Source organism: Pusillimonas caeni, assembly GCF_003545815.1.
GTDB lineage: Bacteria > Pseudomonadota > Gammaproteobacteria > Burkholderiales > Burkholderiaceae_B > Pusillimonas > Pusillimonas caeni.
In genome coordinates, this window is sequence record NZ_PDUW01000009.1 from 60547 (window position 1) to 83291 (window position 22745).

The 22745-nt window shown below is 63.6% G+C and carries 19 protein-coding genes; 7 read left to right on the plus strand and 12 right to left on the minus strand.

Translation table 11 applies throughout. From position 1 onward, the window contains the following. Positions 1-41: 41 nt before the first annotated feature. Positions 42-857: a response regulator transcription factor gene (locus tag CSC67_RS17600; protein ID WP_118995866.1), complete on the minus strand. Its 816-nt coding sequence runs from the start codon at positions 855-857 to the stop codon at positions 42-44. A gap of 150 nt (positions 858-1007) precedes the next feature. Between CSC67_RS17600 and CSC67_RS17605 the strand changes: the two genes are divergently transcribed. The 7 genes from CSC67_RS17605 (at position 1008) to CSC67_RS17640 (ending at position 10097) form a co-directional block, all read left to right on the plus strand. Beyond that, positions 1008-3095 (plus strand): TonB-dependent receptor family protein, encoded by a 2088-nt coding sequence (locus CSC67_RS17605; protein WP_167752947.1) that lies wholly within the window; start codon positions 1008-1010, stop codon positions 3093-3095. Next, positions 3089-5413 carry a sensor histidine kinase gene (locus CSC67_RS17610; RefSeq protein WP_118995764.1) on the plus strand — a complete coding sequence of 775 codons (2325 nt, stop codon included), beginning with the start codon at positions 3089-3091 and terminating at the stop codon, positions 5411-5413. The genes CSC67_RS17605 and CSC67_RS17610 overlap by 7 nt, the downstream gene beginning before the upstream one ends. A gap of 437 nt (positions 5414-5850) precedes the next feature. Next, positions 5851-7098, plus strand: a complete 1248-nt coding sequence (locus tag CSC67_RS17620) for an MFS transporter (RefSeq protein ID WP_118995766.1) — start codon at positions 5851-5853, stop codon at positions 7096-7098. A 93-nt stretch (positions 7099-7191) separates the two neighbouring features. Beyond that, positions 7192-8196 (plus strand): VOC family protein, encoded by a 1005-nt coding sequence (locus tag CSC67_RS17625; protein WP_118995767.1) that lies wholly within the window; start codon positions 7192-7194, stop codon positions 8194-8196. 42 nt (positions 8197-8238) lie between these two features. Then, positions 8239-9381 (plus strand): FAD-dependent oxidoreductase, encoded by a 1143-nt coding sequence (locus CSC67_RS17630; protein ID WP_167752948.1) that lies wholly within the window; start codon positions 8239-8241, stop codon positions 9379-9381. Positions 9382-9414: 33 nt separating this feature from the next. Then, positions 9415-9846 carry a MarR family winged helix-turn-helix transcriptional regulator gene (locus CSC67_RS17635; protein ID WP_245220279.1) on the plus strand — a complete coding sequence of 144 codons (432 nt, stop codon included), beginning with the start codon at positions 9415-9417 and terminating at the stop codon, positions 9844-9846. A gap of 5 nt (positions 9847-9851) precedes the next feature. After that, on the plus strand, positions 9852-10097 hold the full coding sequence (locus tag CSC67_RS17640; RefSeq protein ID WP_118995770.1) for a DUF3820 family protein: 246 nt from the start codon (positions 9852-9854) through the stop codon (positions 10095-10097). On the opposite strand, the gene CSC67_RS17645 is transcribed toward CSC67_RS17640, so the two are convergent. From CSC67_RS17645 to hfq, 11 genes are all read right to left on the minus strand, one after another. Continuing rightward, positions 10055-11014 (minus strand): Gfo/Idh/MocA family oxidoreductase, encoded by a 960-nt coding sequence (locus CSC67_RS17645; protein WP_118995771.1) that lies wholly within the window; start codon positions 11012-11014, stop codon positions 10055-10057. The genes CSC67_RS17640 and CSC67_RS17645 overlap by 43 nt on opposite strands. Before the next feature lie 127 nt (positions 11015-11141). Next, complete coding sequence (rpoD, locus tag CSC67_RS17650; protein WP_118995772.1) at positions 11142-13406, minus strand: RNA polymerase sigma factor RpoD; 2265 nt, start codon at positions 13404-13406, stop codon at positions 11142-11144. 235 nt (positions 13407-13641) lie between these two features. Beyond that, entirely contained in the window at positions 13642-15528 is a 1887-nt protein-coding gene (gene dnaG, locus CSC67_RS17655; RefSeq protein WP_118995773.1) for a DNA primase, read from the minus strand. Further along, positions 15525-15737 carry a 30S ribosomal protein S21 gene (rpsU, locus tag CSC67_RS17660; RefSeq protein ID WP_017524081.1) on the minus strand — a complete coding sequence of 71 codons (213 nt, stop codon included), beginning with the start codon at positions 15735-15737 and terminating at the stop codon, positions 15525-15527. The genes dnaG and rpsU overlap by 4 nt, the downstream gene beginning before the upstream one ends. 79 nt (positions 15738-15816) lie before the next feature. Further along, entirely contained in the window at positions 15817-16365 is a 549-nt protein-coding gene (locus CSC67_RS17665) for a phosphoribosyltransferase (protein WP_118995774.1), read from the minus strand. Positions 16366-16418: 53 nt separating this feature from the next. Continuing rightward, positions 16419-17714, minus strand: coding sequence for an adenylosuccinate synthase (locus tag CSC67_RS17670; RefSeq protein WP_118995775.1), 1296 nt, complete (start codon positions 17712-17714; stop codon positions 16419-16421). Between the two features lie 84 nt (positions 17715-17798). Beyond that, positions 17799-18962 (minus strand): ATP phosphoribosyltransferase regulatory subunit, encoded by a 1164-nt coding sequence (locus tag CSC67_RS17675; protein WP_118995867.1) that lies wholly within the window; start codon positions 18960-18962, stop codon positions 17799-17801. Between the two features lie 162 nt (positions 18963-19124). Then, positions 19125-20012: a protease modulator HflC gene (gene hflC / locus CSC67_RS17680; protein WP_118995776.1), complete on the minus strand. Its 888-nt coding sequence runs from the start codon at positions 20010-20012 to the stop codon at positions 19125-19127. Positions 20013-20024: 12 nt separating this feature from the next. Next, complete coding sequence (gene hflK / locus CSC67_RS17685) at positions 20025-21332, minus strand: FtsH protease activity modulator HflK (protein WP_118995777.1); 1308 nt, start codon at positions 21330-21332, stop codon at positions 20025-20027. Further along, positions 21298-22404, minus strand: a complete 1107-nt coding sequence (gene hflX / locus CSC67_RS17690; RefSeq protein ID WP_118995778.1) for a GTPase HflX — start codon at positions 22402-22404, stop codon at positions 21298-21300. Before hflX ends, hflK begins: the two co-directional genes overlap by 35 nt. Before the next feature lie 75 nt (positions 22405-22479). After that, positions 22480-22719 carry an RNA chaperone Hfq gene (gene hfq, locus CSC67_RS17695; RefSeq protein WP_026067862.1) on the minus strand — a complete coding sequence of 80 codons (240 nt, stop codon included), beginning with the start codon at positions 22717-22719 and terminating at the stop codon, positions 22480-22482. Between the last annotated feature and the right edge of the window lie 26 nt (positions 22720-22745).

The window sequence follows — 22745 nt, forward strand, 5'->3', positions numbered from 1 at the left end:
CGCGGCCCTCGCCCCGCCTTTCGGCCCGCAAAGCTCTGCGCCTATGCTTGGCCGCTCTTGCGCCGATATTCCGAGGGCGTCAGGCCCGTGTGTTCGCGAAAGGCGGTCGAAAAATTGGCCGCGCTGGTAAAGCCCACTTCTTGAGAAATGGCCAGGATGCTGAGCGCGGTCTGCATCAAAAGCCGCTTGGCCTGCTCCATGCGCTCTTGGCGCAGATATTCGAAAAGCGACATGCCCAGTACTTTCTGGAACGCGCGGGACAATCGCCGTTCGCTCACTCCGAGACTCGCTGCGATGTCGCCCAGATGCGCATTGTGCAGCGACAGCAACTCTCTTTGGGCCGCCCGCACCAGAACCGCGTCATGGCCCAGGGGTTTGGCGGCCGATGCCCGGGATCCGCTCCGGATGCTTGCCGGTGCGCGGGCGGCGGCCTCGCGCCCGGCGGCCTTGCCGGCCAGATCCAGGTGGATCTGCACCCGCGCAATGACCTCTTCAGGGATATAGGGCTTCAGGATGTAGTCGACGGCGCCTCCGCGCAAGCCCGTCAGCCGCTCGTCGATGTCGGTCGCCGAGCTCAAGAACAGGATGGGAATGTGGGCGGTGGACGGATTGGCCTTCAGGTTTCGGCAAAGCGCAAACCCGTCCAGCTTTGGCATGCGCACGTCCAGGATGATGAGATCGGGCATAATGGCCACAGCCCTTTCGTAACCCCGCATGCCATCGAATGCCAGGCTCAGGCGCCAAGGCATGATGCGCAGCGCTTCCACCAGCAGGCGCAACTGATCCGGGTCGTCATCGACCAGCAGAAGCTGCGGCTGTTCCGCATCCGTCGCAGGCGTCGAATCAAGAATGTGCATGCAGATCAACGGTTATCATGGGTGGCGACACCGAGCCCTGGAAAAAACCATATGACTAGTAAAGCCTCATAAGCAAGTAGTGCAATGCCGCTGTTCCCGTTACGGTATCACCTTCAGCATGCAACGCCGAGGCTCGCATTATGCGGGCTTTTGGTCTCGACGCCCTTGTATGCCGACGAAAGCGGGCAGGTGGTTTCCGATGCCGGCTCAGCGACGCCCGCTTTGCTGAGTCCCATCATTGTATTCAGCGCCGACCCGCTGTCGCCGCCCTCTGAAACCGCCAAGCAAGAACTGCGCCTGTGGCCGGGCAATGTCGGTTTGATCACCGAAGACGAGTACGCCGACCGGCCGGCCCTGGGATTGGGAGACGCGCTGGCCGGCACGCCGGGAGTCTTCACCCAGTCCGCGGCGGGTCCCCAGTCGGCAAAGCTTTCCATACGCGGCTCCGGGCTGACCTCGCCCCTGGGCGTGCGCGGAATCGCGCTGCTGCGCGATGGCCTGCCCCTGAACCAGGCCGACGGCACGGTCGACCTGGCGTACGCCGACCCCTTCAACGCCCGTTATCTCGAAATTTACCGCGGATCGAATGCACTGCGATACGGCGCCGCCACGTTGGGGGGCGCGATCAACATCGTGTCGCCCACGGGCCATTCGCACCCGGGTCTCGAGACCCGCCTGCAGGGCGGCTCTTACGGATATGTGCAGGCGCAGGCGCGCGCGGGCCAGGTATTCGACAATGGCCTTGATGCCTTCGCCTCGATCAGCCGCTTCCATGCCGATGGGTCGGCGGCGAATTCGGGCCAGGACGCGTCACGCTTCTACGGCAACCTGGGCTACCGCTTCGGCGGCGGTTCTCAGGGCCGTTTCCATGTGGACATCATGGACATGGAGCAGGATGTCACCTTTCCCCTCACCTTGGCCCAGTTGCGGGGCGAAGCCGGGCCGGACACCCCTCCCCCGTCCTGGCCCGACCGCCGGGCGCGCACTCATCCCCATGTCCGGCTGGCGTACCAGCACACCCTGGACCTCTGGTCCGGCGACACCGCAAACCTGGGCGCCTACTATATCGACACCACTCTCGACCTGCTGGGCACCGTCGTGCCCATCTACTATCGCACGCGCGACTATGGCGTGGCGCTGCGCGGCGAGCTGCTGCGCGACCTCGGAGGCCACGCCAACCGGCTGACATGGGGAGCCAGCCTGGCCCAGGGACACAGCAACAGCCAGACTTACGGCCCCTTCGTCCTGCCGGGCGGATCGATACTGGATCCGTCGCCACAGCAATACGAAGCCATCACCTCCTCGGCCCAGACCGCCCAGTTCTATCTGGAAAACACCTACTCGCTGACTCCGACCCTGTCGCTCACGGCCGCCATGCAGGCGGTCACCGCGCTGAGGCGGCGCGGCATCACGGCGCTGCGCAATCCGCAGGGCTTGCCTTCCTATTTCAAAGACCTCGACCACGGGCGCCGGTACAACGGCTTCAGTCCGAAGCTCGGCCTGCTGTGGCAGGCGTCCGCCGATGCGCAGATCTATGCCAACCTGAGCCGCAGCTTCGAACCGCCCACGGCCCTGCAGTTCTACAATTCGCAGGGCACCACCGAAGCCCAGAAAGCCATCACACTCGAGGCGGGCTCACGCGGGTCCAGCCGGCTCTTCGACTGGGAGGCCGCTTTCTTCTACAGCCGCGTCAAAGACGAGTTGCTCAACGTGCCCAAGCCGGGGCCCACCGGTGAAACAATCGGCTATCAAGGCGGAAATATTCCGGACACAAAGCGCCTTGGACTGGAGCTGCGCCTGCACGGCGACATATCGGCCGAAAGGCTGGCCGGCACAATGCGCTGGGAACTGAGCTACACCTGGAACCGCTTCCGCCATGCGGGCGACACGGCTTTCGGCCACAACCGCCTGCCGGTGATTCCCCAACACTACGGACGGGCCGGCGTCACCTATCGCCATCCTTCGGGCGTGTATTTCGGCCCCGACCTCGAATTCGCCTCGTCGTCCTACGTCGACCAGGCCAACACATTGCGCGCGCCCGGCTACGGCGTCCTGAACTTCACCGTCGGCTACGCTCATGCTTCCGGACGCTACAGGGTTTTCGTGAACGCGCGCAACCTCGCCGACAAACGCTATGCGACGTCTGTCGAATCGATGGCCCGCGCGGGGGCCGACGCCGCAGCATTCTATCCGGGTATGCGCCGCTCGATTTTTGCCGGGGCTGAAATATTATGGTGATCACGCGCCTGCTGGTGGCCGCATGGCTGTGCGTTTGTTGCGGCCTGATTCCCGCCCGGGCGGCGATGGTCGAGGTCGGACAGACGCCATGGAGTTCTCAGCTCACCGACCAGGCCAGGCTGTTCAAGGATCAGACCGGTACCCTCGATGCCGCGCGGGTGGCGGCGATTCCGGATGGGCCCGAAGGTTTCGTCGCCATCGACGAGCTGGACGATCCGGGCGAGCCTACTCCGCTGCCGTGGTGGATCAAGATCCAATTGTCCAATACCGGCGAAACATCCCAATCGCTGCATCTGATTCTGAATCCGGGCTCGTTTTTTCATTCGGCGGACTTTTACGTACAGGCCGATGGCCAATGGGCGCCCGTGCTGCAACACGCTTCATCCGCACGTGAACGGGCGGCCGCGCGCCTTCATGCGGCCGCCATTGCCCTGGCTCCCGGCCAGAACCGGACCGTGCTGATCAGAACAACGGGCGTGGCGCCCGCCCAATTGGCCCCCTACCTGTATTCCGACGCGAAATTCGACGACTATCTGGAACGCAGCGCGATCTGGGACGGCCTGCTTTTCGGCGGCCTGCTGGCTTTGGCCTGGAGCGCTTCGATGCTGGCCCTGTTCAGCCGCAGCAGAAGTTTTCTGCTGCTTGGGGCGCTCTCTTTCGCCACTTTGCTGATCGAAGCACAGCGGCGCGGCTACGTCCAGGCCTATTTCCCGGCCGATATGGGTGAATGGGCTTATCGAAGTCCTCTGATAGTGGGTCAGTTGATCATCCTGCTGTTCATCGTTTTCGTCCTGGAAATCGCGCGTGCCGAAAAGGTGGAGCTGCCCTTGCGCAGGCTACTGGTGGGCTGGGCCGCCTACTATGTCGGGATCATGGCGTTATCGGCCTTTGGAAACGTCTACCACGTGTACCGCATAACCGAGTACGGCCGGTCCTTCTTCAGCCTGACCTTGTTGTTCATCGCCATCCTGTTCGTCAAGCGCAACGCGCCCACCCGCAAACTCATGCTGGCCGTCGCCGCCTTTTCCCTGGCGCGCGCCGGTCTGCATGCGCTTGAGATCAACGGTGCGCTGCCCGAATACATATCCAGCCTGTCCATGGGCACGTTGCGAATGAACCCGGTCGTTGCACTGGCCGGTTTGTTTCTGAACCTGACCCTGCTCGCCGGCTGGGTGGCGCATGTAGGCATACAACGCAGAAAAGCACTGGAGGAAATTGCTCGGCTGCAGCGCGAAGAGAACGAACGCCTGACGCGGGAAGTGGACCGCCAGACGCGGGCGCTGAACCAGGCCCTGGAATATGCCGGTGAAAAGAACCGGCAGCAGACCCGCATCGTCAGCTACATAAGCCATGATCTGCGCGCCCCGCTGGCCACCATCGCGGGCTATACCAAGCTCGTCGAACAGACCTCGGACGCGCGGCAAAAAACACTGCTCGACGCCATCACGCGCAGCGTCGATTATCAAATGGCGTTGATCGACGACATTCTGGGATATGCCACCGCCGAACTGAAGCCCTTGTCCTTGAAGCCCCATCCCGTCGATCTGCCCGACTATCTCGATGAAGTCGTCCAGCACGCCGTGGCCCTCAGCCGCCAACAGCACAACCGCTTCATCGTCCATGCGCCCGACCCGATCCCGCGTACAGTTTGCATGGACGGCCGGCGACTGCGCCAGGTGCTGCTGAACCTGCTGTCAAACGCGGCAAAGTTCACACACGGGGGAGTCGTCCGTCTGGACTTGCGCGCCACGCGTGGCGACTCGACATGGAAGCTGCGCTTCACCGTCCGCGACTCGGGGGTCGGCATCGATGCGAGCGGACAAGAGCAGATATTCAAGGAGTTCCGTCAGCTCGATCCGAATTCCGCCGGCGCGGGCCTTGGGCTTTACATTGCGCAAAGCATAGTGCAGACAATGGGCGCCCAGTTGACGCTGGACAGCTCGACGGGCGACGGCTCGGCATTCAGCTTTGAAATCGAAGTGCAATCGATGAGCAAGGAAGTCGCGACCTGGGCCGCGCCCTCCCTTCTTCCGGCACAGGAGACCGCCCCCGAAGCGGCGGCGGCTTTCCAGACCGCTTCGTCCGTCACCGGCTCGGATCACCCCGCCCCGCTGCCGCCTCCGCACGTCCGCAGCGAGCTGGCCATCATGGCCAAGAACGGTCAACTGACCGACATCGAGGGCTGGCTGGGCGCCATGCTGTCCCACTACCCCGACTGCCGGGCCTATTTCCATACCGTTCAGGATGCCATCGGCCGCCTCGATCTCGATGCCGTCGAGCGCTTGGCGCTCGCCCACGCGGACGCGTCCAACGCCTGACTCCAGCGCTAGTCACCCAGCGTCGACCGCCTTGCCGGAGGCCGCGCGCACGCCCAAATGTCGCGATTTATAAGCCCCATAAAGAGCCGCCATTTACAAGAATATTTACACCAACCCCTTGTAAAGAAGCCTTACTTGGCGGCTAGGGTATATACCAATAAATATGTATTGACATAGAAATTGGCGATTTCTATCATTCATCAAACCGATCCAAAAGAGTTTGAGCGGGGAGATCGCGGTCACGTCGATCTGGCAGCAAACCCAAGAATCGGAATGCAACCCGCGCCGCAAACCGGAGCCGGAAGCTCGCTTTGGAAGTCCCGAACGTCTCAAGACACACAGGCCCATCGCATTCGGCCAGCCCATCGAGGAGGATGGAGCGGAGCCCCGAAGCGAAGGTCATCACAAAACTCAGCTCGCCTCATTAGGGAGTCAGCATGTCCAACTCAGTCGAATTGAACGCCGCCGCCAGCGCCCGGGCCGGCAGCGGCAAACACATCGCCATACTCATGCTCTGTATGGCCGTCATCGGAGAAATGTGCCTAGCCGCCGATTTCTACGGCTTCGCCGCGGTCCTGATGCTGGTGTCGAAAGACCTGGCCCTGACGGAAAGCCAGGCCGGCCTGGTACAGGGCGCCTTCGGCGTATCCTTTGCCCTGGGCATGCTCTACTGGGCGCCGCGCGGACGCAAGATGTCGTCCAAGCGCCTGTATCTCATCGGTCTCATCGGCAGCGGCGTGCTGATGCTGGTGCAGATGCATGCCCAATCCTTCGAACAGCTCGTCGTGCTCCGCCTCATCATCGGCTTCTTCGACTCGGCGGTCTGGGTCGGTTCGATGAAGATCGTGATGCAGTGGTTTCCACAGCGGCGCCAGGGCCTGGTCATGGGCATCATCCTGGGGGCCTATTCGCTGGCCATCACGCTGGACTTCGCTTTGGGCCTGCCCTACGCCATGGTGCATGGCTGGCGAGAGTTCTTCTTCGTCCTGGGCGTGCTGACCATTGGCGCCGGACTACTGGCGCAGTTCGTGCTGCGCCCCGGCCCCTATGTCGATCCGCACGACAACGCCCGGCACGACGTCAAGGTCTTCTCGGAAATATTCCGCTCGCGATGGGTGTGGGTGGGCCTGCTGGGCATCTTCGGCGCCCTGTTCTCGGTCGCCGCCAGCGCCACGTGGATGATCCCCAACTACATCCGCTCCCAAGGCATGGATCCCAGCCTGGCGCCCATGGTCGGCACGCTGATGGGTCTGTCGCAGGTGGCTTTCCTGCTGATCGGCGGCTATCTCAGCGACAAGCTGACCAATATCCGCATGCTGCTGGCCGGGGTCGCCATGACGCTCGTTGCCGCGCTGCTGTGCGTGGCCACCACGATCTGGCCGCTCTCGTTCACCATGCTCGTTGCAGTCGCGGCGCTGTGCGGCGTGGGCGTGTTCAGCGGCGGAGCCATCTTCAGCCTGGTGGGCGAAAAATACGGCACCAGCCTTGGCCCCTCGGCGGCCGGCTATGCCGAAATGGGCGGCGTGCTGGCCACCTTCGTGGCGCCCGCGCTGATGGGCGCACTGCTGACCATGACCCAGTCGTTCACCATTGCCTTCTGGTCCTTCGTGGTGGTGGAAGCCGCCGTACTGATCGCGCTGCTGGTCATGCTGCGCGGCACCGCCTCGGCGAAAGCCAACCCCTGACGCAAAGCCGGGCGGCCACGCCGCCCGGCCGTTCACCCTGGCCGGCCGCCCATCGGCGGCCGTCCTACCACGCTTCAACGCAGGAGACACGATATGTCCGGCACCTCCACGCTTAACGATCCGCGGCAAGCGGCCGCCAGCTACTTTCGCCCCCGCCGCCTTGGCCACGTCAATCTTTGGGTCGATGACCTGGATGCATCCGAAAGGTTCTATAACGAGGTATGCGGCCTGAACGTCGAGTTCACCGAACCCGACCTGATCGCAACCTTTCTGGGCACGGGCCACACGCCCCACGACCTGGGCATGATGCAGACCACCAAAGGCGTGGACCGCTATGGACGCAACGGCCTGCTGCAGCTTCCCGGCAGCATCGGCCTCGCCCCCGGCCTGAACCACCTGGCCTGGGAACTGGAGAACGAGGCCGACCTCGTCTCGGCCTGGAAGCGCATGCGCGATGACGGCGTGGACATGGACATGACGGTGGACCATCAAGTGGCGCACAGCGTCTACATTTTCGACCCGGACCACAACTACAACGAGTTCTATTGCGATACGGTCAAAGACTGGCGCAATGTGCTCAAGGGCGAAATGGAGCTGATCACCAGCCAATGGGACCCGGCCTCGGCCGAACCCTTCACCGAAGGCCGCTACGATACCGCTCCGACGCTGCGCTTCGTCGAATCGGCGCCCATCCATCCGTACCGCATCACCCATGCCGTGCTGCAGACGGCGCAGATGGACGCCATGGCCGACTTCTACACCCGCATCGGCGGCCTGCACGTCGTTCGCCAGGACGAGGACGTCGTCTATCTGCGCCCTTCTCTCGAGAACTACGAGCATGCACTGGTGCTGGTGCGGGGCGACGCCCCCGCCTACCATCATGCCTCGTTCGAGCTCAAGGACGAACAGGAGCTGCAGGCCGCCCTGAAGCGCCTGGAGGCGGCGGGACGCAATGTCGTGGGAGAGACCGACCTGCCCTGGAAGCGCTCGTTCTTCATGAAGGACGTGGACGGCCTGCTCAGCGAATGGTATGTTCGACGCCCGGCGCCCGTCGATCTGTCCCTGCGCGGCGACACGCCGCTTGCCTGGGCCGTCTGAGCCACGGCTTCTTTATTCGAGACAACACATAAGCAGATTGAAATGGCTAAAGCATTGACAGCAATCATCGCCGGCGGCGGCCTGGGCGGACTGGCCACGGCGGCCGCCCTGGCCCAGACGGGCTGGCGCGTCACGGTGTACGAGCGGCAGAACGAACTGCGCGCCAACGGTTCGGGCATCTACATCTGGGAAAACGGCCTCAGGGTGCTGGAGGCGCTGGGCGCCTACGAGGACGCGGTCCGCGACGCCTTCCGCGGCACGCATTTCGAGCAGCGCGACAACCACAACGCCATCATCGAGTCGGCCGCCATCCCGCCCGACCGACGCCTGATGACGACCTGGCGCAGCCAGCTTCTGGGCGCGCTGCGCGATGCCTGTCTGCGGGCCGGCGTCGAAATCGTCACCCGGGCCGAAGTGATCGGCGCGACGCCGCGCGGCGAACTGCGGTTTGCCAACGGCGAGACGCAACGCGCCGACCTGGCCGTGGGCGCCGACGGCATCTGGTCGAAAGTCCGCGAAACGCTGGGACTGGAACTGCTGCACGAGCAGACCCTGGAGGGCGCCTTGCGCACCATGATACCGGCCGAGCCGGGCGATTTCGCGGCCGAGGACACCGGCAAGTACATCGAAAACTGGAACGGCACGCGCCGCCTGCTGATCACCCCGGTAACCCAGCAGCACACCTATCTTGCGCTGACCTGCCCCTCCACCGACACGACCGCCCGCAATACCAGGGTCGACAAGTCGCTGTGGAAAGAGTCCTTCCCCGAATGGTCCCACCTCATCGACCGGATCGGCGACGAAGTGTCGTGGGGCGTATACAGCACCATCAAGTGCAAGGCCTGGTCGTCGGGGCGCAGCGTGATCCTGGGCGACGCCGCGCACGCACAGCCGCCCAACCTGGGCCAGGGCGGCGGCATGGCCATGCAGAACGGGCTGGCCCTGGCCACGGCGCTCAAGGACGTGTCGACGCCTCAAGAGATTCCCGATGCGCTCGAACAATGGGAGCAACGTGAACGCGACATCGTCGAGCACTGCCAGAAATGGTCTTGCCTGTACGGCGAAGTCACCTTCCTGCCCGACGAGGTCCGCACCACGGTGATACGCAACGCCATGGCCCACCCCTGGGTGGCCGGGCAGGTCTTCCGTGCGGCCAATCACCAGCCCACCGGCGCCGGCCAGTAGATATAATGCGGCATGCCGAACGATGAGCCCTCCATGCCGGAATCGTCCCGGGACACCAATGTTGCGTCCCAGATGGCGTCCATCATCTATCGCCTGGATCAGATCCTGCGCGATACGATATTGCGCAAACTGGATCTCACCTACATCCACTTTCGGGTGCTTCAGTATCTGTACGAGGAAGACGGCCGGCAGATCGGCGAGATCGCGGCCGCCATCGTGGTGCGCCAGCCCGTCCTCAGCCGCGTGATCGACCAGATGGAAGAGCGCGCCCTGGTACGCCGCAGCGCCGACCCCCAGGACAGCCGCCGCATGCGCGTCTACCTGACGGACCACGGCCGCAGCCGCTATCAAGAGGCCTGGCCGCCGGCGCACGAACTGCAGGAAACCGCGCTGAAGGGCTTCAAGGGGCGCGAGCGCGAGGCCCTGCGCCGGCTGCTCAAGAAAATGGCCGGCAACCTGTTCTAAATACGATGGATGCCGACGATCTGCAGCGGCTGGTCACTCGAAGCGTGCCTTTTGGCAAATACCAGGGCAGGCTCATCGCGGACCTTCCCGGCTATTACCTGGCGTGGTTCGCCCGCAAGGGCTTTCCGCCCGGGGAGACAGGCCGCCTGCTGGCCCTGATGCACGAAGTGGACCATAACGGGTTGCGCCATCTTCTCGACCCGCTGCGTCAGCCGGCCAGTTGCCGCGACAAGCGATCCAATACCTCATAGCAAGGCAGCACGCCGGCTGCGCTGGCGTTGGGCTCGCGCCCCTCGCGTATGGCGGCGATGAACTCTCGGTCTTGCAGTTCTATGCCATTGATCGAAACGTCGACCTGGCTAACGTCGATTTTGTCGCCGGCGCCGGTGTACAGGTCGTCATACGAGGCGATATAGGTGGCCGTATCGCCGATGTAGCGAAAAGTGGTGCCTAAAGGGCCCTCGTTGTTGAAGCTGAGCGCAAGGGTGCATAAGGCGCCCGTACTGCTTTTCAGCTGTATCGACATGTCCATGGCAATGCCCAGTTCGGGATGCATGGGCCCTTGCACGGCATGGGCCTGCACGATCTCGCCGCCATCCTGGTACAGGAATAGATCGACCGTGTGCGCGGCGTGATGCCATAGCAGGTGATCGGTCCAGCTGCGCGGCTCGCCCAGGGCATTCAGATTGCTGCGCCGAAAAAAGAAAGTTTGGGCGACGAGATGCTGCAAGCGGAACCGGCCCGCGCCGATGCGTTGGCGCACGTATTGATGGCTGGGGTTGAAGCGGCGCGTATGGCCGCACATGGCGACCAGGCTTCGGCGCCCCGCCTCTTCGACCACTTCGCGAGCGTCATCCAGCCGGTCGGCCAGGGGAATTTCCACCTGGACATGCTTGCCCGCCTTCAGGCACGCTATCGCCTGACGTGCATGCATGGGCGTGGGCGTACACAGGATGACAGCGTCCACGCCGGGCAGCGCCAGCGCTTCGGACAAGTCTGCGGTGGCGTGGGGCGCACCGAAGCGGGCCGCCGCGCTGCGCGCCTTTTCTTGTTCGGGGTCCACCACCGACACCACCCTCGCCCCTTCGATATGCGCAAGGCCCTCGAGATGCTTGATGCCGAAGGCGCCGACTCCCGCCACAACGATATTGACGATACGAGTGCTCATGGAAACCCCTCCTTCCCTTTTAGCGTCAACAGGCCCTGTTCGCTTCATATGATAATCAAGACGGCAAAACGGGCCCGACGGGCCCGTTTGCACAAGGATGGAGGCGGCCGGCCGCCCCACCGGACCACTACTGCCCTTCGAGGAAGCTCTTGAGCTTGTCGGCCCGGCTCGGGTGGCGCAGCTTGCGCAAGGCCTTGGCCTCGATCTGGCGTATGCGCTCGCGCGTGACGTCGAACTGCTTGCCGACTTCTTCGAGCGTCTGGTCGGTGCTCATTTCGATGCCGAAACGCATGCGCAGCACCTTGGCTTCGCGCGGGGTAAGCGAATCGAGCACCTCTTTGACCACGTCGCGCATCGAGCCGTGCAAGGCCCATTCCGACGGCGACAGCGTACCGGTGTCCTCGATGAAGTCGCCCAGGTGGGAATCGTCGTCGTCGCCGATGGGCGTCTCCATGGAGATGGGCTCTTTGGCGATCTTGAGGATCTTGCGCACCTTGTCCTCGGGCATGTCCATCTTTTGCGCCAGCGTGGCCGGATCCGGCTCGGCGCCGGTTTCCTGCAGAATCTGGCGATTGATACGGTTCATCTTGTTGATGGTTTCGATCATGTGCACCGGAATGCGGATGGTGCGCGCCTGGTCGGCGATCGAGCGCGTGATGGCCTGGCGAATCCACCAGGTGGCGTAGGTCGAGAACTTGTAGCCTCGACGGTACTCGAACTTGTCCACCGCCTTCATGAGGCCGATGTTGCCCTCTTGGATGAGATCGAGGAACTGCAGGCCGCGGTTGGTGTACTTCTTGGCGATGGAAATGACCAGGCGCAGGTTGGCCTCGGTCATTTCACGCTTGGCCTTGCGCGCCTTGGCTTCGCCCGTGGCCATGCGCTTGTTGACGTCCTTGAGGTCTTTGAGCGGCAGCACGACACTGGACTGCAGGTCGATGAGCTTTTGCTGCAGCTCTTGCACGGCCGGAACATGGCGCTCGAGCGTCTCGGAGTAAGGATGGCCGGCGGCGACTTCTTGAAGCACCCAGTCGAGATTGGTCTCGTTGCCGGGAAACACCTTGATGAAGTACGCACGCGGCATGCCGGCGCGGTCGACGCAGATGTGCAGCACCTCGCGCTCGAGCTGGCGCACCTGGGCCACCTGGTCGCGCAGTGTGTCGGCCAGGCGCTCGACCATCTTGGCGGTAAAGCGGATGCCCATGAGCTCATCGAGAATGGCCTGCTGCGCCTGCGTGTACTCGGGCGCATCGTAGCCCTTGGTCTCGAAAGCCTTGCGCATTTTCTCGAACCAATGCGAAACGCTCTCGAACTTCTTGAGCGACTTGGTGCGCAGGTATTCGAGCTGTTTGCTGCTCATGCCGCCCGCCGGGCCGTCCTCGTTCTCGTCGTTGTCGACCGAGACGCCGGCACCGGCGTATTCTTCGCCCTCTTCGTCGACCAGGCCGTCGACGACTTCGTCGATTTGAGCATGGCCGTCGCGCACCCGCTGCACGTGGGCGAGGATCTCGTTGACCGTGGTGGGGCACGCGGCGATCGCCATGACCATATGCTTGAGGCCGTCTTCGATGCGCTTGGCGATTTCGATCTCGCCTTCGCGGGTCAGCAGCTCGACCGTGCCCATTTCGCGCATGTACATGCGCACGGGATCGGTGGTGCGGCCGAAATCGGAGTCCACGGTGGTGAGGGCGGCCTCGGCTTCGTCCTCGACATCGTCGTCGTTGGACGCGACCGGCGCATTGTCGTTCAAGAGCAGCGATTCGGCATCGGGCGCCTGGTCGTAGACCGAGATGCCCATGTCGCTGAACGTGCTGATGATGCCGTCGATGGCTTCGGCGTCGACCAGATCGTCGGGAAGATGGTCGTTGATCTCGCCATAGGTGAGGTAGCCGCGCTCTTTGCCCAGCTTGATCAGCACCTTCAGGCGATTGCGGCGCGCCTCCTGTTCTTCGGGCGTCATCTGGCCGCGGGCGGGCGTGTCCTTGTCACCCTTGCCGCGCTTGCCGCCGCGCTTGGGCATGGGTTTGAAATCGGGGATGACCTCGGCTTCGACATCGACATCGTCGTCGGTGAAGTTGGCCGCGTCGTTGTTGGCCGACTTGGCCGGACGGCCGGGACGGCGGCCCGTGGAAGCCGGACGGCCGGGCTTGGCCGCTTTCTTGGCTTCAGCGCCCTCGGTCGTTTTCTTGGCAGCCGCCTTCTTGACGGCCGCCTTCTTGACTGCAGCCTTTTTGGCGGGTGCCTTCTTGGCTGCCACCTTGGCATCCGCGCCCGCCTCGGCCGCAACCTTTACAGTGGTCTTGGCGGCGCTTTTTGTCGCAGCGGCCGATTGGGCTTTTTTTGCAGCTTCTTGCTCAGCTGTCAACGGGGTCTTACCAGTGGCTTGGGTCATAGTCGCTTCCGTAAGTGCAATTCGTGCGCGACAGGCTTCGCGCCGGCATTGCATGGCAAAACTACTCTCGCAAAGAATCGGGCCCGCGCGCGAAAAGCCGATTTCTTGCCCGGTGCCCCAATCCATGTATATCCTTGTCTTTTCTATGCAAGGCCAAAATGGGCAGCCGACGTAAAACCGCTACTTTTGTGCTAGTGGTGCTGATGTCGATGCGAAACTCTTTATTTTACAACAGTCAGCGCGCCGCGGCACTATTCAAAAGGGCCAGCCGACGCGTCAATTCCTGGTAGCGCCGGCGCGACGCTTCGTCTCTGAGGCCGCCGGCGATCAATTCGGACTGCTCCGCCTTGATGGCGTCCAGTTCGATACGATGCATAGCATCGTTCCATTCGGCCCAGGGGTCAGGCAGGTCGTCCTGCTCCAGCAGCTCTGTACTTAGACTGTTGAGGACCTGGGTCAGTTCCTGGGCGGGGTCGGCCGCCTGCAGCAATGCCCCCACATGGCGGGCTCCGCTGGTATGCGCCAGCGCAATCAGGTCTCTTACAAGTACCAGATGGGGGCCCTGCTCGAGGATTTCAAGCTGCTGGTCGCCCAGCCGGTCCACCAGTTCCGTATGAGCCAGCAGCAGCCGCAGCAGGCGCTTGGCCATGGGCGTGACCGCGCGCGAGCGTTGTTGCGGCCGCTTGCCCGCGCGAGGCGGCTCGCCGGGCGTGTCTTCCCAGGGCTCGACCGGCACGAAACCCTCGGAAGGGATGTCCATGAAGCCGGGCGGCTCGGCGTGCGCCGGCTCGCCGTGGCGGGGATCATGCGCCGCGGGCGGCGGGGCCTCGGGCGCGGCCTCGAGCATACCGGCCAGTTCTTCCGGGGTAAGCCTGACGAGGCGGGCGAATTCCCGCTCGATCTGCATGCGCAGCGTACCCGGCGGCATCAGCGCCAGCAAGGGCTTGGCTTCGTGCACGCAGGCCGCCCGCCCCTCGGCCTCGTCCATCGCATGGTGGGAGGCCAGTTCGTCGAGCATGAAGCGCGACAAGGGGTCCGCTTCGGCCAGCGAGGCGCGAAATGCCTCGGCGCCGTATTCACGGACGTAAGAGTCGGGATCGTGCTCTTGGGGCAGGAAAAGAAAGCGTATCGAGGCGTCGTCGCGCAGCAGCGGCAGGCACACCTGCAACGCCCGCCAGGCGGCTCGCCGGCCCGCCTTGTCGCCATCGAAACTGAAAACCACCTTATTGCTCAGGCGCAGGAGCTTCTGCACGTGCTCGGGGGTGGTGGAGGTGCCCAGCGTGGCCACGGCGTTCTCGATGCCCTGCTGGGCCAGACCGACCACGTCCATATAGCCTTCGACCACCAGCACGCACGCCTCGGTGCGTACGGCCGCTCGGGCCTCCCACAGCCCGTACAGTTCGCGGCCCTTGGAAAACACCGCGGTCTCGGGCGAGTTCAGGTACTTGGGCTCGCCCTTGGCGATCAGGCGGCCGCCGAAGCCGATGATGTTTCCGCGCGTGTTGCGGATCGGGAACATGATGCGTTCGCGGAAACGATCGTAGCGGCGGCCGTCCTCGGACTCGATGACGAGGCCGGACTCCACCAGCAGCGGGTCTTCGTAATGAGGGAAGATCGACGCCAGACCGCGCCGGTCGGAGCCCGTCCAGCCCAAGCCGAAGCGTGCCGCGATCGATCCGCTCAGGCCCCGCTGCTTGAGGTAGGAGATGGCGGCCGGAGAGGCCTTGAGGCCGGCCTGGTAATGCGCATGCGCCGCATCGAGAATCTGCTGGTGCCGCGAGACCTCTTCCTTGCGGCGCTGCGAGGCGGCGCGCTGGGCGGGGCTGCGGCTTTCTTCGGGCACCGCCATGCCGACGGACGCGGCCAGGCTGCGCACCGCCTCGGGGAAGCTGGCCCCGGTGTGCTCCATCAGAAACGAAATGGCGCTGCCATGCGCTCCGCAGCCGAAGCAGTGGTAAAACTGCTTGGTGGGACTGACAGTGAAGGAGGGACTTTTTTCGTTATGAAACGGACACAGGCCAAGCAAGTTGGCCCCGCCCTTGCGCAACTGCACATATCGCCCGACGACGTCGACTACATCTACCCGGGCAAGAAGCTCTTGGACAAAAGAGTCTGGTATCAATAGAGGCGCGGGGGCAATTGTTGGCTGCGGATGCGCTTGTAGTGACGCTTGACCGCGGCGGCATGCTTGCGCTTGCGCTCGGCGGTGGGCTTTTCGTAGAACTCGCGCGAACGCAGTTCGGTCAAAAGGCCGATTTTTTCAATGGTGCGCTTAAAACGGCGCAAAGCAGCTTCAAAAGGCTCGTTTTCTTTAAGACGAACGGTAGGCATGTACGGGTAAGCCTCGCAAAAAGGTATGCAAAATTTCGTAAAGCATTAGATTCTACCACGAAACCCGAAATTTCACGAACTATTCGCCGTTGCGCTTGCCCTTGCGCATCCAGGCCTCGAGCTGGTGAGGCCGCAAGCTGTCGTAGTCTTCGAAGGGCTGGTGGATCCAGGGATTGGTGGGCAGCTTCTCGACATGGTAGTCGGGCGTGGCGTGGGAATGGCCTTTCCACCAGAGCACCGCGCTTTTCATCTCGGTGATGTCCGGGAACTGGTTGCGCAGATGCTCGCCCACCCGGTTGAAGGTCATGCCCGTATCGACCATGTCGTCCACCAGCAACACCCGGCCGTCCAGCGTGCCGCGGGTGATGGTGATGAACTGGGCGATGTCGAGCGTGCCCTGCTGTGTGCCGGCGGCTTCGCGATAGCTGCTGGTGGCAAGAATGCCCAGCGGCACGTCGTAGATGCGGGAAAGCACGTCTCCGACGCGTACGCCGCCGCGCGCCAGGCAGATGATCTTGTCGAACTTCCAGCCTGAATCATGGATGATCAGCGCAAGACGTTCGATCAGCGCATGGTATTGGTCCCAAGTGATCCAAAGATCACGGTCCGTGCTGGGCGGCAGGCTCATGGTGTTCTCCCTTTTTACTCGAAGCAAGGTGCGTCATCATACCCCCGTCGGGCTCAGTTTATAAAGGGATGGCGCAGCACGATGGTTTCGAGGCGGTCGGGGCCGGTGGACACCATGTCGATGGGCACATCGCAGACCTCGGCGATACGCTGCAGGTAGCGGCGCGCATTGGCGGGCAAGGCGTCGTATTCGGTGATGCCGATGGTCGACTCTTGCCAGCCGGGCATTTCTTCGAGCACGGGCTCGGCTTGGGCCGTGGCGTGCGCGCCATAAGGCAGCACGTCGAGGAACTCGCCTTTGTAGCGATAGCCCACCCCGATCTTGATCGTCTCGACGCCGTCGAGCACGTCGAGCTTGGTGACGCACAGGCCCGAGATGCCGTTGATCATGACGGCCCGCTTCATGGCGGCGCCGTCGAACCAGCCGCAGCGGCGCGGACGGCCCGTGACCGAGCCGAATTCCTTGCCCACGGTGGCCAGACGCACCCCGGTATCGTCCAGGAGTTCGGTGGGGAAAGGCCCGGAACCGACCCGGGTGGTGTAGGCCTTGGCGATGCCCAGCACGTAGTTCAGGCTTTGCGGACCGACGCCGGCGCCCGCCGCCGCTGCGCCGGCGACGCAGTTGCTGCTGGTGACGAACGGATAGGTGCCGTGATCGATGTCGAGCAAAGAGCCTTGCGCGCCCTCGAACAGAAGATTATGGCCGGCCTTCTGGGCCAGATGCAGGTTGTTGGACACATCGGCCACCATGGGCTCGATCTGGCCGGCCAGTTCCATGGCCTGGTCGAGCACTTGGCCGGCCGACACGGCCTGGGCGCCCAGGTACTGGGTAAGCACGAAATTGTGATAATCGAGCGCTTCGTTGAGCTTCTCTTCGAAAATGGCCGGATCGTACAGGTCTTGCACACGCAGCGCGCGCCGTGCCACTTTATCTTCGTAGGCGGGGCCGATGCCCCGGCCGGTGGTGCCGATCTTGCCCTCGCCCTTGCGCAGCTCGCGGGCCTGATCCAGGGCCACGTGGTAAGGAAGGATCAAGGGGCAGGCGGGCGATATCTGCAGGCGCGAACGCACGTCCAGGCCGGCCTGCTCGAGCTCGCCGATTTCCTTGAGCAGGGCGTCGGGCGCCAGCACCACGCCGTTGCCGATGTAGCAGGTAAGACCGGGGTGCATGATGCCCGAGGGGATGAGGCGCAGAATGGTTTTCTGGCCGTTGATCCACAAGGTATGGCCCGCGTTGTGACCCCCTTGGAAACGCACCACGCCCTGGGCCGATTCGGCCAGCCAGTCGACGATCTTGCCCTTGCCTTCGTCACCCCATTGGGTGCCTATCACCACGATGTTCTTGCTCATAACGTATCAAAGAGTCCGGCCCCCCGGGGGCCCGAAAAAGGAGTTGAGCCACGGGCCGCCATGCGGCCGCGCGACGAAAAAAAGTTAGTTTATCGCCCTAACCCGCCATGCTCCATCGACGAAAACCAGTTCGCGATCCACGGTGAACTCGTCCAGGTCGTGGGTTTCGCCCGGCAGCGACTGCACCACGATCTCGCCCGAACCACGCAGGCCGCGCAGAGCCTCCATAAGGGCCGGATCGGTGCCCCACGGAGCCCGGATGGCCTTGGTCAGCTTGGCGGGCGGCAAGCCCGACGACAGCTTGCGTAAATCCATGCTGAACCCGGTGGCGGGACGCTCGCGCCCGAACACCCTGCCGATGCCGTCGTACCGCCCGCCCTTGACCAGCGCATCGTGCCAGCCCTGGGCATAGATGGAGAACATGACGCCCGAGTGATAGCCATAGCCGCTGCCCGCATCGGCCAGGTCGATGCTGAACTCGTACTCGGGCATGGCCTGGACCAGGGCCTGCAGGTCGGTCATGGCCTGCTGAATGCGCGGCAGCGCCGGCAGCGCCTTGGGCGCCTCGGCCAGGACCTCGACGCCGCCGTACAGCGACGGCAGGACGGTAAGGGCCTGGAGCGTTTCAGGCCGCAGCTCGGGCAGGCGCTGGCCCAGGTTTCGAATGCCCGGCACGTCTTTGGTGCTGAGCAGTTCGATGACTTCGTCCGCCACCTCGGTCAATGCGAGATCGGAATCGATGATGGCGCGTACGACGCCCAGATGATTGAGGTCGAGCCGGGCGCCCGCGACGCCGGCGCGCTGCACGCTTTCGAGGGCAAGCTGGATGATCTCGATGTCGGCCTCGACGCCGGCATGGCCGAAGAGCTCGGCTCCGACCTGGAGCAGTTCGCGGTCGGACAACAGCCCGGCAGGACGCGCATGCAGAACCGACCCGCAATAGCACAAGCGCGTCACCCCCTCCCGGTTGAGCAGGTGGGCGTCGATGCGGGCGATCTGCGGAGTGGTGTCGGCGCGCAGGCCCAGCGTGCGGCCGGACAATTGATCCACGAGCTTGCAGGTGCGCAAGGCCAGGTCGCTGCCCTTGTCGGACAGCAGCGAATCCAGATATTCGACCAGCGGCGGCGCGACGAGCTCGAATCCATAGGCACGGTACAGGTCCAAAAGCTCTCGGCGCAGTTCTTCGATGCGGCGCGCTTCGGCCGGTAGAACATCGGCCAGGCTTTCGGGCAACAACCAGGTGGACATCATGCGTTTCCGTTCAATACCAGGAAAAGGTCGTACACAAACAAAAAGCGACTTGGGGCGTAAGCCCGCCAAGTCGCTTGCGGAAGGTATTTCAACTTACGGCGTATTGTACCGTGTTGTGGCGCCATTCCCAAATACGGCCGGGAACGGCGCCGGCGCCGCCTAGGGCCGGGCGGGCGCCGTTCCCTGCCCGTTGTCCCAGAAGCGGAAGAACTCCGAATCGGGGCTGATCACGAGCAGGTCGTCCTTGCTGGAGAAAGACGAGCGGTAAGCCTCGAGGCTCTTGTAGAAACTGTAGAACTCGGGGTTCTTGCTGTAGGCCTGGGCAAAGATGGAAGCGGCCTCGGCATCGCCCGTGCCCCGGATCTTCTCGGCTTCGGCGTATGCGGTGGCGAGCAGCTCTTCGCGCTGGCGGTCGGCCTGGGCGCGGATGCGTTCGCTATCGGCTGCGCCGGTGGCGCGCAGGCGGTTGGCTTCTTCTTTGCGCTCGGCCTCCATGCGCCGGTAGACGGATTCGGAAATCTCGGGCGCGAAATCGATGCGGCGCAGGCGCACATCGACCACCTCGACCCCCAGCGGGCGGGCCCGGTTGTCGACCGTGGAAAGCATTTCTTTCATGATGTCGCCGCGCTGGCTGGAGACGACCTCTTTCACGGTGCGCACGTTGACCGAGGCGTTGAGCGCGTCGCGGATCTGGGCGCTGAGACGCTCTTCGGCGGCACGCGTGTTGGCGCCGAAGGTCACGTAGAACTGGCGGGGGTCGATAATGCGCCACTTCACGAAGGAGTCGATCAGCAGGTTCTTTTTCTCGGCCGTCTGGATACGCTCGGGATCTTTGGTTTCAATGGTCTGCAGCCGCCTGTCGAGCAGCACGACGTTCTGGAACGGCGGCGGCAGCTTGAAGTACAGGCCCGGCTCGGTGATGGTTTCGCGCACCTCGCCCAGGGCGAATACAAGAGCCGAATCGCGCTCGCGCACGACGAAGACGCAGGACGATAAAACGGCCAGAATAATGACGAGGCCGATCAAATAGGGAAAGAAACGTTGCATGAGGGCCCCCGATTAGCGCGAATAAGGATTGGCGAGCGCGCCCGCGGCGCCGTTGCCATACGGAGTGCCTCGCGGCGACGAGGGGGTCGAGCCGCCCTGCGATGCCGCCCCGCCCGCGGCGGCCGCCGCGGCCGAACCGGCGGAATTCGAACCGGACTCTGGGGCGGGCTTGCGCGCCGCCTGGCCGGCGATCTTGTCCAGCGGCAGATACAGCATATTGTTGCTGCCGCCGGCGTCGACGACGATCTTGGCCGTATTTTCAAGAATGTCCTGCATGGTGGTGAGATACATGCGTTCGCGCGTGACGTCCGGCGCCTTGGCGTACTCGCCTTCGACACTGGCGAAACGCGCCGTATCGCCCTGGGCGTCGCCGATGACGCGGGCGCGGTAGCCTTCGGCCTGCTGCACCATGCGCGCCACCTGGCCCTGGGCCTCGGGCAGCACCTGGCTCGCATAGGCGTTGCCTTCGTTGATGAGGCGTTCGCGGTCCTGGCCGGCCTTGACGGCATCGTCGAACGCCGCCTGCACCTGCTCGGGCGGCTGCACGTTCTGGATGGCCACGGTGCTGACCTGGATGCCGGTCTGGTAGCGATCGAGGATGTCCTGCGCAAAGCGCTGCACCCGCGTGGCGATTTCGGTACGGCCCGAATACAGGACGGAGTCCATGGGCTGCTGGCCGACCACCTCGCGCATGGCCGTCTCGACCGCCTGGCGCACCGACTCGTCGGGCTGGCTGGTCTTGAAGAGATAGTCGGGCGCGCCTTCGGGGTTGAGCCTATATTGGACGACGAACTGCACGTCGACGATGTTTTCGTCGGTGGTCAGCATCAGCGATTCGGACAGCACCTTGTTGCGCGCGTTGCCCCGGAAGCCCACTTCGAAGGTACGCAGCTGGGCGATGTTGACGGTCTGGGAGTCTTCGATGGGATAAGGCAGGCGCCACTGCAGGCCCGGCGTCAGCGTCTTGGTATAGGCGCCGAAGCGCGTCACCACCGCCACCTGTCCCTCCTGGACGATGGTGAAGCCGCTGGCCAGCCACAGCGCGACGATGATGATGAAGATGACGGCGATGGTCTTGGGCGACCCCTTGGGCAGCGAGGCGCCGGGACCGGCCCCCCCGCCATTGCCGCTGCCGCCGCGGCGGGGCTTGCGGCCGAACAGCGCGCCCAGCCGGTTGTTGAAATCGCGCCAGACTTCGTCGAGATCTGGAGGGCCGCCGCCCTGGTTGGGCCGGCGAGGCGGTTCGGAGTCGTTGCTGTTGTTGCCGCCACGCCCCCAACCCGGGTCATTCAGGTTGAAAATTTTCGATATTGAACGCATTGTGTCTCGTAGTCTGACCTGCCTCGACAATTGCCCCACGCAAACCGTCCAAGCCGGCACGCCTCAGGGCGCTTACAAATACTCGCGCAATGGTACCATGTTCGTCGCGCTCGACCCGGGGCACATAGCCTGCCTCGTCTATTTTGTTATAGACCAGAATGGTGGGAATCGCGCCCGCGCCGATGTCCTCGAGCACCTTGCGCACCTCGGCGATCTGCTCTTCGCGCTGGTGGCTGGACGCATCGACCACATGCAGCAGCAGATCGGCATGTACGGTCTCTTCGAGCGTGGCCCTGAAGGCCGCGATCAGCGTCGGGGGCAGGTCGCGTATGAAGCCTACCGTGTCGGACAGCACCACCTGGCCGGTTCCCTCTATCCAGAGCTTGCGCGTGGTGGTGTCCAACGTGGCGAACAGCTGGTCGGCGGCGTAGGCATCGGCGCGGGTCAGCGCGTTGAACAGTGTCGACTTGCCGGCGTTGGTATAACCCACCAGGGACACCGACAGGGTATTGCCCCGGGCGCGCGCACGCCTTTGAGTGGCCCGCTGGCGCTGGGCCCTGTCCAGCCGTTCTCTGAGCAGCCTTACCTTGGCGCCGATCATGCGCCGGTCCATTTCAAGCTGCGATTCACCCGGGCCCCGCATGCCTATGCCGCCCCGCTGCCGCTCCAGGTGGGTCCACAAGCGCGTGAGCCGGGTCGACAGATGCTGCAACTGGGCCAGCTCGACCTGCAGCTTGCCTTCGTGGCTTTTGGCGCGCAGGGCGAAAATGTCGAGGATGAGCGCGACGCGGTCGACCACCCGCAGGTTCAACGCCCTTTCGAGGTTGCGCTGCTGGGCCGGACTCAAAGCCTGGTCGAACAGAATGATCTCGGCCTCGCCGTGCTCGGCCATCAGCTGGGCCTCTTCGAGCTTGCCCTTGCCGATGAAATGCGCGGCGTCCGGCCGCGCCCGGCGGGCGACCACGGTTCCGACGATCTCTGCGCCCGCCCCCTCGGCCAGCATGACGAATTCATCGGCATGCGCCTGGTAATCCGGACTGCCCAGATCGACGCTGACTATCAATGCCCTCATTGGCGTCCTATAAACGAAATACCCGCCGGCGCGCTGCACTCGGCGGGTTTTTCATGCTGACTGAAGCCAAGCGGACTACGCTGCAGATTGATCATCCACCTGGAACGCAACCGGACGGGCCGGTACGACGGTGGAGATGGCGTGCTTGTAGACCATTTGCGTGACTGTGTTGCGCAGTAGAACGACGTACTGATCGAACGATTCGACCTGACCCTGCAGTTTGATTCCGTTGACGAGGTAGATGGAAACGGGCACGTGATCCTTACGTAAAGCGTTCAGAAATGGATCTTGTAGTGTTTGCCCTTTATTGCTCATTGGCTTAGCTCCAATTGTGTTGTTAT

Coding starts and splice junctions, on each gene's coding strand:
- hflC (WP_118995776.1), bottom strand. CDS start 20,012: ATGCAACGTTTCTTTCCCTATTTGATCGGCCTCGTCATTATTCTGGCC.
- CSC67_RS17620 (WP_118995766.1), top strand. CDS start 5,851: ATGTCCAACTCAGTCGAATTGAACGCCGCCGCCAGCGCCCGGGCCGGC.
- hflK (WP_118995777.1), bottom strand. CDS start 21,332: ATGCGTTCAATATCGAAAATTTTCAACCTGAATGACCCGGGTTGGGGG.
- CSC67_RS17610 (WP_118995764.1), top strand. CDS start 3,089: ATGGTGATCACGCGCCTGCTGGTGGCCGCATGGCTGTGCGTTTGTTGC.
- hfq (WP_026067862.1), bottom strand. CDS start 22,719: ATGAGCAATAAAGGGCAAACACTACAAGATCCATTTCTGAACGCTTTA.
- hflX (WP_118995778.1), bottom strand. CDS start 22,404: ATGAGGGCATTGATAGTCAGCGTCGATCTGGGCAGTCCGGATTACCAG.
- CSC67_RS17645 (WP_118995771.1), bottom strand. CDS start 11,014: ATGAGCACTCGTATCGTCAATATCGTTGTGGCGGGAGTCGGCGCCTTC.
- CSC67_RS17625 (WP_118995767.1), top strand. CDS start 7,192: ATGTCCGGCACCTCCACGCTTAACGATCCGCGGCAAGCGGCCGCCAGC.
- CSC67_RS17600 (WP_118995866.1), bottom strand. CDS start 857: ATGCACATTCTTGATTCGACGCCTGCGACGGATGCGGAACAGCCGCAG.
- CSC67_RS17635 (WP_245220279.1), top strand. CDS start 9,415: ATGCCGGAATCGTCCCGGGACACCAATGTTGCGTCCCAGATGGCGTCC.
- CSC67_RS17640 (WP_118995770.1), top strand. CDS start 9,852: ATGGATGCCGACGATCTGCAGCGGCTGGTCACTCGAAGCGTGCCTTTT.
- CSC67_RS17630 (WP_167752948.1), top strand. CDS start 8,239: ATGGCTAAAGCATTGACAGCAATCATCGCCGGCGGCGGCCTGGGCGGA.
- CSC67_RS17675 (WP_118995867.1), bottom strand. CDS start 18,962: ATGTCCACCTGGTTGTTGCCCGAAAGCCTGGCCGATGTTCTACCGGCC.
- rpoD (WP_118995772.1), bottom strand. CDS start 13,406: ATGACCCAAGCCACTGGTAAGACCCCGTTGACAGCTGAGCAAGAAGCT.
- CSC67_RS17665 (WP_118995774.1), bottom strand. CDS start 16,365: ATGAGCCTGCCGCCCAGCACGGACCGTGATCTTTGGATCACTTGGGAC.
- CSC67_RS17670 (WP_118995775.1), bottom strand. CDS start 17,714: ATGAGCAAGAACATCGTGGTGATAGGCACCCAATGGGGTGACGAAGGC.
- rpsU (WP_017524081.1), bottom strand. CDS start 15,737: ATGCCTACCGTTCGTCTTAAAGAAAACGAGCCTTTTGAAGCTGCTTTG.